Source organism: Proteus sp. fly-1067, from assembly GCF_040139345.1.
GTDB lineage: Bacteria > Pseudomonadota > Gammaproteobacteria > Enterobacterales > Enterobacteriaceae > Proteus > Proteus vulgaris_B.
In genome coordinates this window covers 1-557 of the sequence record NZ_JBEEUL010000213.1, presented here as the reverse complement: position 1 = coordinate 557, position 557 = coordinate 1, and the positions used below count along the sequence as shown (strand labels likewise).

Sequence of the window (557 nt, the reverse complement as noted above, 5' to 3'; positions counted from 1 at the left end):
CCTGCGCAATTTCAGCTCGAATAGAAAGCAGAGCTTCAATAAAGCGATCAATTTCAACTTTACTTTCAGACTCTGTAGGTTCAATCATTAATGTACCCGCAACAGGGAATGACATCGTCGGTGCGTGGAACCCATAGTCAATTAAACGCTTAGCCACATCCATCTCACTAATACCGTAATTCGCTTTTAATGGGCGAATGTCGATAATACATTCATGGGCAACATAGCCATCGGCCCCTGCGTAAAGAATGTCATAATCATCTTTCAAGCGCTGAGCAATATAATTCGCATTTAAGGTTGCCACTTGACTTGCTTTTTAAAGCCCTTGCGCACCCATCATACGAATATACATCCAACTAATGGGTAATATTGAAGCACTACCAAACTGGGCCGCAGAAACAGCGCCTTGTGTAGTGACATTCTCCATTTCAACAACAGAATGACCTGGTACAAACGGCGCTAAGTGTGATTTCACACCAATAGGTCCCATACCTGGCCCACCACCACCATGAGGAATACAGAAGGTTTTATGTAAATTTAAGTGAGAGACATCAGAA

Annotated in this window: 1 pseudogene; it reads right to left on the bottom strand. The window is 42.9% G+C overall.

The features are described from left to right. Positions 1 to 557: pseudogene (locus ABN217_RS20055) on the bottom strand (glycine dehydrogenase (aminomethyl-transferring)); the annotation flags it as partial.